This window comes from Lentzea sp. NPDC059081 (assembly GCF_042738015.1).
Taxonomy (GTDB): Bacteria; Actinomycetota; Actinomycetes; order Mycobacteriales; family Pseudonocardiaceae; genus Lentzea.
In genome coordinates, this window is record NZ_JBHYGW010000020.1 from 45579 (window position 1) to 53636 (window position 8058).

At 71.2% G+C, this 8058-nt stretch carries 10 protein-coding genes; 2 read left to right on the forward strand and 8 right to left on the reverse strand.

Annotated elements, in window-relative coordinates:
- Positions 1-4: 4 nt before the first annotated feature.
- Together ACFWV3_RS33060 and ACFWV3_RS33065 are read right to left on the reverse strand one after the other, a co-directional pair.
- The gene (locus ACFWV3_RS33060) at positions 5-688 is read right to left on the reverse strand and encodes an SDR family NAD(P)-dependent oxidoreductase (RefSeq protein ID WP_382417101.1); all 684 of its coding nucleotides are present in this window, start codon (positions 686-688) and stop codon (positions 5-7) included.
- Positions 685-1425 (reverse strand): inositol monophosphatase family protein, encoded by a 741-nt coding sequence (locus ACFWV3_RS33065; protein WP_382417103.1) that lies wholly within the window; start codon positions 1423-1425, stop codon positions 685-687. Before ACFWV3_RS33065 ends, ACFWV3_RS33060 begins: the two co-directional genes overlap by 4 nt.
- A gap of 116 nt (positions 1426-1541) precedes the next feature.
- Here ACFWV3_RS33065 and ACFWV3_RS33070 point away from each other — a divergent pair, with 116 nt between their 5' ends.
- A complete protein-coding gene (locus tag ACFWV3_RS33070) occupies positions 1542-2378 on the forward strand; it encodes an SGNH/GDSL hydrolase family protein (protein ID WP_382417105.1) in 837 nt (278 codons plus the stop codon).
- On the opposite strand, the gene ACFWV3_RS33075 is transcribed toward ACFWV3_RS33070, so the two are convergent.
- The 6 genes from ACFWV3_RS33075 to pqqA form a co-directional block, all read right to left on the reverse strand.
- The gene (locus tag ACFWV3_RS33075; RefSeq protein WP_382417107.1) at positions 2332-3480 is read right to left on the reverse strand and encodes a PucR family transcriptional regulator; all 1149 of its coding nucleotides are present in this window, start codon (positions 3478-3480) and stop codon (positions 2332-2334) included. The genes ACFWV3_RS33070 and ACFWV3_RS33075 overlap by 47 nt on opposite strands.
- Before the next feature lie 18 nt (positions 3481-3498).
- Positions 3499-4371: a pyrroloquinoline quinone biosynthesis protein PqqB gene (gene pqqB, locus ACFWV3_RS33080; RefSeq protein WP_382417109.1), complete on the reverse strand. Its 873-nt coding sequence runs from the start codon at positions 4369-4371 to the stop codon at positions 3499-3501.
- On the reverse strand, positions 4368-5441 hold the full coding sequence (gene pqqE, locus ACFWV3_RS33085; protein WP_382417111.1) for a pyrroloquinoline quinone biosynthesis protein PqqE: 1074 nt from the start codon (positions 5439-5441) through the stop codon (positions 4368-4370). The genes pqqB and pqqE overlap by 4 nt, the downstream gene beginning before the upstream one ends.
- Positions 5434-5700: a pyrroloquinoline quinone biosynthesis peptide chaperone PqqD gene (pqqD, locus tag ACFWV3_RS33090; RefSeq protein ID WP_382417113.1), complete on the reverse strand. Its 267-nt coding sequence runs from the start codon at positions 5698-5700 to the stop codon at positions 5434-5436. The genes pqqE and pqqD overlap by 8 nt, the downstream gene beginning before the upstream one ends.
- Positions 5691-6386: a pyrroloquinoline-quinone synthase PqqC gene (gene pqqC, locus ACFWV3_RS33095; protein WP_382417115.1), complete on the reverse strand. Its 696-nt coding sequence runs from the start codon at positions 6384-6386 to the stop codon at positions 5691-5693. The genes pqqD and pqqC overlap by 10 nt, the downstream gene beginning before the upstream one ends.
- A 66-nt stretch (positions 6387-6452) precedes the next feature.
- On the reverse strand, positions 6453-6575 hold the full coding sequence (gene pqqA / locus ACFWV3_RS33100) for a pyrroloquinoline quinone precursor peptide PqqA (protein ID WP_382417117.1): 123 nt from the start codon (positions 6573-6575) through the stop codon (positions 6453-6455).
- Positions 6576-6877: 302 nt separating this feature from the next.
- Between pqqA and ACFWV3_RS33105 the strand changes: the two genes are divergently transcribed.
- On the forward strand, positions 6878-7912 hold the full coding sequence (locus tag ACFWV3_RS33105) for a PQQ-dependent sugar dehydrogenase (RefSeq protein WP_382417119.1): 1035 nt from the start codon (positions 6878-6880) through the stop codon (positions 7910-7912).
- Positions 7913-8058 lie beyond the last annotated feature (146 nt).

An 8058-nucleotide genomic window follows, 5' to 3' on the forward strand; every position in this document is an offset into this window, starting at 1 on the left:
AGGGCTACCAGGTCGGGCGGGCCGTCACGCCGCCGTCCACCACCAGGTCGTGGCCGGTGATCCACCGCGCCAGGTCCGAGGCGAGGAACACGCACGCGTCGCCGACGTCTTCAGGCGTACCCAGCCGGCCCAACGGCGCCGCGGCCTCCCAGCGCGCGACGCCGGACGGCCAGTCCACCTCGATGCCCGGCCGTGCGATCAGGCCGGGCGACACCGTGTTCACGCGGATGCCAAGCGGTCCGTACTCCAGGGCGGCGGCGCGGGCGTGCATGATCAGCGCCGCCTTCGACGCGGCGTAGTGGGCGTGGCCCGGTGCCGGGTGGGTGCCCTCGATCGACGCGACGTGCGTGATCGAGCCGCCGGCGGGCAAGTGCTCCACGGCGGCCTGCGTGACGGCGAAGGGCGCCGTCAGGTTCGTGTCCACAACGGACTGCCACTGCTCGACCGTCATGCCGGGCAACGGTTCCACGGGCTGCACGCCCGCGTTGTTCACGACCGCGTCCAAGCGGCCGTGCGCGCTGAATGCCTCAGCGACCACGCGTGGAGCGTCCGACACCAGGTCGCCGTCCACCCGGCCGCGATGGCGGACGACGAGAGCGCCCGCGGCTTCGAAACGGACCGCGATGCCCGCGCCCAGACCACCGCCCGCGCCGGTGACCAGCACGACCCTGCCGTTGAGATCGATCACGAGACGATGCCCTCCAGTCGCTCACGAAGCCAGCCGACGATCTCACCCCGGCCCGCCACGAACCCGTCCACGCCGATCTCGGTGAAGGACCCGCCCGCGGAACGGACCAGCACCGCGCCCGCCGCCACGTCCCACGGGTGGACGCCCAGGTTCGCGGCCGCGTCGGCCCGGCCCGCCGCCACCCAGGCGAGCGAGAGCGCCGTGGAGTACACGCGACGGACGTCGGCCACCGACAGCAGCGAGGCCAGCAACTCCAACTCGCCGCGATAAGGGCTGCCGGGCAACGGGATGTCGGTGAGCACCAGCGGGCGCGGGCTCGTCCCCGGCGTGATCGTCAGACCGGTCGACCTGACCTCGAACGGCACGTCCACGGCGCCCGTGAAGAGCTCGTCGCGGAACGGGTCGAGCACGCAGCCCGCGACCAGCTCACCCTCCACCGCCGCGGCCACCGAGAGGCACGACAGCGGCAGGCCGCGCACGAAGTTCCGCGTGCCGTCGATCGGGTCGACGTACCAGGTCACGCGGGCCGTCGACGCTCCCAGCTCCTCGCCGACGACCGCCGACCCCGGAGCACCCGCGGTCAGCGCGGCGCGCAGGAACTCCTCGACCGCCAGATCGACGTTGCTGACCTGGTCGAACGTGCCCTTCGGCGCGACGTCCAGCGGTGTCGAGCGCAGCAACCCGGCGGCGTCCACGCAGGACTTGGCCGCCAGCGACAGGAGTTCTCCGGGAGTCACGAGGACATTGTGATCGGTCACAAACACGACCGGATGACTCTGGGCAACGTCCTACCCGCGCCGGTGACGAGAGCCACCACGATGAGCTGACCTGACAACGACGTTGGAGGATCGGAATGCGAATCGCGGCCGGGCTGGCGCTCGTGGCGACGTTGGTCGCCGGAACAACCACCGCACACGCGGACACGCTCGACTACGTGGCGCTGGGCGACTCGGCCGCGGCCGGACCGCTGATCCTGAACCAGGACCCGGCGCTGTGGTGCCTGCGCAGCAGCGACAACAACTACCCGCGGGCCGCGGCGAAGATCCTCCACGCGCGGCTCACCGACGTCACGTGCTCCGGCGCGACGACGGACGACTTCGCCGGCCGCCAGTTCGGCTTCGTCGCACCGCAGTACGACGCGCTGAAGCCGACCACGGACCTCGTGTCGATCACGATCGGCGGCAACGACGTCGAGCTCGTGCAGACCGCGCTGAGCTGCATCAACCTCCTGCCGGAACCCGTCGGGTTGTCCTGCTCCGACCGGTTGGGCGGCCAGGTCGCGGCGCGGATCGCCCAGTGGGCACCGGAGTTCGGCAACGCGCTCGACGAGGTCAAGCGGCGCGCACCCCGGGCCAAGATCCTCGTCACCGGCTACGGCACCTACCTCCGGCCTGGCGGCTGCCACCCGGTCCAGCCGATCTGGTCGCGCGACGCCGACCACCTGCAGGGTTCGATCGCCCTGCTCAACGCCACGGCCCAGGCGGAGGCGACCAAGCGCGGCGCGACGTACGTCGACCTCGCGGCGGTCAGCGTCGGGCACGACACGTGCGCGGCGCCGGGGGACCGGTACCTGGAGGGGCTGATCCCGACGACGATCGCGGCGCCGTTGCACCCCAACGCCGCGGGCATGGCGGCTTTCGGCGCTACGGTCGCGCGCGCCGCGCGGCCAGGGCAGCAGTCAGCAGCGTGACGTGCTCGATCCGCGTCGGGTCCAGCCCGGTCAGCTCCGCGACGCGCCGCAGCCGGTAGTCGACGGTGTTCGGGTGTACGTGCAGCTCTGACGCCGCGGGCCGGCGTGACCCGCGGCGCAGGTAGACCTCGAGCGTCTGCACCAGCTCGTCGGTCAACGGCGCGACGATCGCGGCCAGCGGCTCCACCGCCGCGCTCGGCCGGGACAGCTGGTACTCCAGCAGCACGTCGGTGAGCCGGTAGAGCCCAGGACCCGACGGCAGCGCCACGGCGAGGACCTCGCGAGCCAGGACAGCGGCGGCCGCGACCCCGGAGGGAGGGGCCGCGACCGCCGCCACCGTCAGCGGGACACCGGCCGCTCGCGCCACGTCGGCCACGATCCGGTCGAGCGGCAGGTCCTCGCCCGGCAGCAACGCGAGACCGCCGTCCGCGGTCAGCGACGACAGCACCGGTTCGCGGCTGTGCCGTTCCAGCTCCGCCCGCAGCCGCCGCAGCTTCCGGCGTGACGCCACGGACGCGTCCACGCCCGTGAGCAGCTCGTCCGGATGCGGTGGCACGTCCAGCGCCAGCACGACCAGAGGTCCTTGCGCCTCAACGGTTCCCGCGAGCAGCCCGGTCAGCAGCGTGGCCCGCGCGGAGCGTTCGTCGTCGAACATCGTCTGGCGTTCGTCCAGGTAACCCGCGCTCACCACCGGCGTCACGAGCTGCAGGTAGCGCAGTGCCAGGGCGTTGAGCGCAAGCACGTCCGCGATCTCCTCGGGACGAGCCTCGGGCACCAGCGCCTCCCACACGACCTGGATGCCCACGTGGTACGCCGTCAGCACCACGTCGATCGGCATGCCCTCCTCGGCTCGGCGTGCCGCCGACTCGCGCAGGAACCGCAGCTCCTCGGAGGAGGGCAGCTCACCCGACGCCAGCACGGAGGCGAAGGCCCGCAACGTGTGCTCGACGACGCCGTGGATGTCGCCGTCGAGCTCCTCCGCCGGCAGCTGCGCGTAGCTCGGCACTCGTTCCACCAGCGCCGCGACCACCCGGCGCACGAACGACGGCATCTCGGCGACCAGCCGGTCGGCGAGCGGGCGGCCACCGATCACGTAGGACATCCGGCGATTGTGGCCGATCTACAGCTCGATCACCGTGCCGTCCAACGGCACCTCGACACCCGCCGCGCGCACCGAGGCCGACTCCGGCGACGACGGGTCGAGCAACGGGTTGGTGTTGTTGAGGTGCGTGTAGATGCGCCGGACAGCAGGAAAACGCTCCAGCAACGGCAGGCTCTCCACCACCGGCAGGTGACCCATCGACGCCTGACCGGACGCGCTGCCGGTCGCCGCCCCCATCTCCGCCGCCGAGTAGAAGGTGCCGTCGAGCAGCAGACAGCCGGCGTCGGCCACGACCTCGTCGAAGCCGTCCGGCCACGACGCCAGGCAGGGCGCGTGGACCAGCACGCCGCCGGTGACCGGGTCGGTGAAGCGGTAGGCCACCACCCACGGGCCGTCCGCGGTGGACGACCGGGCGTACTTCGGCCGCTTGTCGCTGATCGGGACCACCTCGACGCGTAGGCCGGCGATCTCGAACGACTCCGCCGGCCGCCATTCGACGGGTGCGTAGCCGTCGATCACCGTGCGCAGGTCGAACTGGTCCCGCAACGCGTGCAGCACGGCGCCGGGCGCCCACACCGTCAGTCCCGCACCGCCGCGCAACGTCAGCAACCCCAGCGTGTGGTCGAGCTCGGCATCGGTGAACAACGCGCCGCGTATCGGGGTGTCGCGCGGTCCGGGGCCGGGGTTCAGCAGCGCGCAGCCCGCGATCTGGGTGCGGAGGTCGGGCGAGGCGTTGACCAGCCACCAGTCCGTGCCGTCGCCGGTGATCGCGAGGCAGTCCTGCGACCGCGACGGCACCGAGCCGGACCGGGCACGGGCGCACAACGCACACGCGCAGTTCCACTGCGGGAAGCCACCACCTGCCGTGGTGCCGAGGAGGACCGCCCTCACCGCATCTTCCTCATCACCAGCGGAGCGGCCGACGTCGTCTCGGCCGCCAGGATCACGTCCACAGTGGACCGTTCAGGGGACAGCGAGCAGACCGGGTCGGTGGCCGCGGCGTCACCGGTCAGCTGGAACGCCTGGCAGCGGCACCCACCGAAGTCGATCTCCTTGCGCGCACACGAACGGCAGGGCTCCTTCATCCACCCGAACCCGCGGAAGGCGTTGAACGACGGCGACGCGTGCCAGATGTCGTGCAGCGACGAGCCGCGCACGTTCTCGATCTCCAGCGAGTCGATCACCGTGGCGGCGGGGCAGGGCAGGACGTCGCCGTTCGGCGCCACCGTCAGCTGCCGCGCGCCCCACCCGTACATGCACGGCTTCGGGTGGGCCTCGTGGTAGTCGGCGATGACGTAGACGATCTCCATCCGCCCGCGCAGGCGTTCCTGCGCGGCGTGGACGACCGGGCCGGCCAGCGCGAGCTGCTCGCGGGTCGGCAGCAGGGCGGACCGGTTGCGCAACGCCCAGCCGTAGTACTGGGTGTTGGCGAGCTCCAGGCGGTCAGCGCCCATCTCCTCGGCCATCGCGATGACCCCGGCGACGTCGTCGAGGTTCTGGCGGTGCAGCACCGTATTGACGGTCAGCGGCAGGCCGAGGTCGCGCACGAACGCCGCGGCCGCCACCTTGCGGTCGAACGCCTTGATGCCCGCGATCCGGTCGTTGCCGGCGCGGGTGGCGTCCTGCAGGGAGAGCTGCACGTGGTCGACACCGCGCGAAGCCAGGTCCGCCAACCGGTCGCGCGACAGGCCGACGCCCGACGTGACCAGGTTGACGTAGCAGCCCAGGCCGTTCGCGTGCGTGACCAGCTCCGGCAGGTCGTTGCGCAGCAACGGTTCGCCGCCGGACAGGTGGATCTGCAACACGCCCAGCGACCGGGCCTGGTCGAACACGCGCAGCCAGTCGCCGGTCGTCAGTTCGGCGTCCCTGCGCACCAGCTCGACGGGGTTCGAGCAGTACCCGCACTGCAACGGGCACCGGTGCGTCAGCTCCGCCAGCAGCCCGAACGGCGCCTCAGCCATCCACGTCCACCACCCTCCGCTCGACCAGCCGGGACACCAGCGACGCGACGTCCGAAGGCTCGACGCCGTCGTACTCGTCGGCCAGCGCGACGGCGATGTCGCCCACGGACCGGGCCCCGTCGCACAGCGCCACGACCGAGGCCGCGGTCTCGTTCAGCACCAGCACGCCCTCCGGGAACAGCACGACGTGCGCGGCCCGGGTCTGGTCGTAGGTGCACTTCACGCCACGCCGGATGCGCGGCACGGCGGCTAGTTCCACGGCTTGCCCGAGTAGTAGTCGACGGCGTCCAGCACGGCCCGCAGCACGTCGCACTTGAACGACAACGCAGCGATGGCAGCCAACTGTTGTTCGCGCGTAACGGAATGCTCGACCACGATGTCCAAAGTGGCCTGTCCTTCGCCGGCGACCGCCTGGATGCGGTTCGTGAAGTACGCGAAGCCCTCCTCGGCGATCCACGGGTACTGCTCCCGCAACGCCGCCAACCGCTTGCGCATCAACGCACCCGAGAACATCTCCGTGAGACCGGACGCGATCGCGACGACCCACGGCTGCGTGCGGGCGAAGTTCACGTAGGCGTCGACGGCGAATCTCACGCCGGGCAGCACGTGCCGTTCGTCGAGCACCTCGTCGCGGGTCAGACCGACGGCCTCGGCGAGGCGGATCCAGTTCTCGGCGCCACCCTCGCCCGGCCGCGTGCCGTCGTGCCAGACGATCCGCTCACGCCACTGGCGGCGGATGTCGGGCAGCGGGCAGTTGGAGAGGATCGCGGCGTCCTTCTGCGCGATGCAGCGCTGGTAGTACCAGCGGTTCGCGGCCCACGCCTGCAGCTCGTGCTTGCTCAGCCGGCCCGCGTGCATGCGCAGGTGGAACGGATGGCCGTCCCAGTACCGGGGTGCGAGCGCGCGCAGTTCGTCCACGAACTCGGCGGGGGCGACGACAGACATGGAGCTCCTCGGTCGACCGGGAAGGGCCGGGGCTCCCGGACGGGAACCCCGGCGCGAAGCCTGACGTCAGCTGCGGGCCGCGTACGCGGTGACCTCCATCGGAGTGTCGAAGTCGCGGAAGTCGGGCCTGACCCACTCGCGCTTGACCTCGGGGAGCTTCGGTTCGGTGGTGGTGACGGCAGCGTTCATGCGCGACTCCTCGGGTGTCCGGCCTGCGAGCCCGCACGGGCCCGAGGCGCTTCCGTGGTGCGCGGCGGCGGATCCCCACGGTAGGACCACCGAACGCCGGAGGTCCAGACCGTACACAAGGTTTACCGAAGTCATCGGTGCAGAAGTCCTGGTCAGCTCCGAATACGGGGACAAATCTCTCGTCTTTCGACCACACACATCGGATGTCCTTTGCCGGTTACTCCGATCTGTGATTGGGTAACCACGCCCTGCAACTCCGCCGCCGAACCTCCGGAACTCACGAGCGGACAGAAGGAGAGCACATGCGTGCTCGTCGTATCGCAGCCGTGGCAGCCTGCACTGCCGTGGCCGCAGGCCTGGTCGTCGGACCGGCCTCTGCGCAGGACGACCCGTCGCCGTTGGCCGAGCGGACACTCGCCACGAGGCTCGACATCCCGTGGGACATCGAGTTCCTGCCGGACGGCAGCGGCATCTTCACCGAACGCGACACCCGCAAGATCAAGAAGATCGTCGGCACGACCGTGACCGAGCTGGACACGGTCGAAGCGGCCCAGACCACCGGCGGTGAGGGAGGCCTGCTCGGTCTCGCCGTGTCGAAGACGTTCGCCTCCGACAACTCCGTCTTCATCTACTACTCGACGGCGAGCGACAACCGCGTCGCCAAGTTGCAGCTCGGCGGAACGCCACAGCCGATCGTGACCGGAATCCCCAAGAACCGCTACCACAACGGCGGCGGCCTGGAGTGGGGTCCGGACGGCTACCTGTGGGCCACCACGGGCGACGGCCAGAACACCGCCAACGCGCAGAACTGGAGTTCGTTGGGCGGCAAGGTGTTGCGCTTCGACACCGCCGGTCAGCCCGCCGCCGGCAACCCGCGCTCCGGCAGCGTCGTCTACTCGATCGGCCACCGCAACGTCCAGGGCATCACCTGGATCGGGAACACCGCGTACGCCACGGAGTTCGGCAACAACCGGACCGACGAGGTCAACCTCATCGAGGCCGGCAAGAACTACGGCTGGCCGACCTGTGAGGGCACCTGCTCCGTCGCGGGCATGACGAACCCGGTCGTGACGTGGCAGAACAGCCAGGCGGGGCCGACCGGCATCGCGTTGTACAAGAACGCGCTCTACGTCGGCGCGGTCACCGGCAGGCGCGTGTGGAAGATCCCGGTCAACGGCACTGCTCTGGGCACGCCGCAGGCGGTGTTCACCAGCTACGGCCGCGTCCGTGCGGTCGCCCCGGCGCCGGACGGCACGTTGTGGTTCGGCACGTCGAACCAGGACGACAACGGTTCGCCCGGGTCGACCGACGACCGGATCATCTCGACCGACGGCTGAGCCGCGGGGGGGGGGGGGGGTTGGGGGAGAGGGAGGGAAAAAAAAACCCCCCCCCCCCCCCCCCCCCCCCCCCCCCCCCCCCCCTTCCCCCCCCCCCCCCCCCCCCCCCCCCCCCCCCCCCCCCCCCCCCCCTCCCCCCCCCCCCT

Excerpts from the sequence above, each read along its gene's own strand:
- ACFWV3_RS33070 (WP_382417105.1), top strand. The coding sequence starts at position 1,542 with ATGCGAATCGCGGCCGGGCTGGCGCTCGTGGCGACGTTGGTCGCCGGA.
- pqqA (WP_382417117.1), bottom strand. The coding sequence starts at position 6,575 with ATGAACGCTGCCGTCACCACCACCGAACCGAAGCTCCCCGAGGTCAAG.
- pqqC (WP_382417115.1), bottom strand. The coding sequence starts at position 6,386 with ATGTCTGTCGTCGCCCCCGCCGAGTTCGTGGACGAACTGCGCGCGCTC.
- ACFWV3_RS33075 (WP_382417107.1), bottom strand. The coding sequence starts at position 3,480 with ATGTCCTACGTGATCGGTGGCCGCCCGCTCGCCGACCGGCTGGTCGCC.
- ACFWV3_RS33105 (WP_382417119.1), top strand. The coding sequence starts at position 6,878 with ATGCGTGCTCGTCGTATCGCAGCCGTGGCAGCCTGCACTGCCGTGGCC.
- pqqE (WP_382417111.1), bottom strand. The coding sequence starts at position 5,441 with ATGGCTGAGGCGCCGTTCGGGCTGCTGGCGGAGCTGACGCACCGGTGC.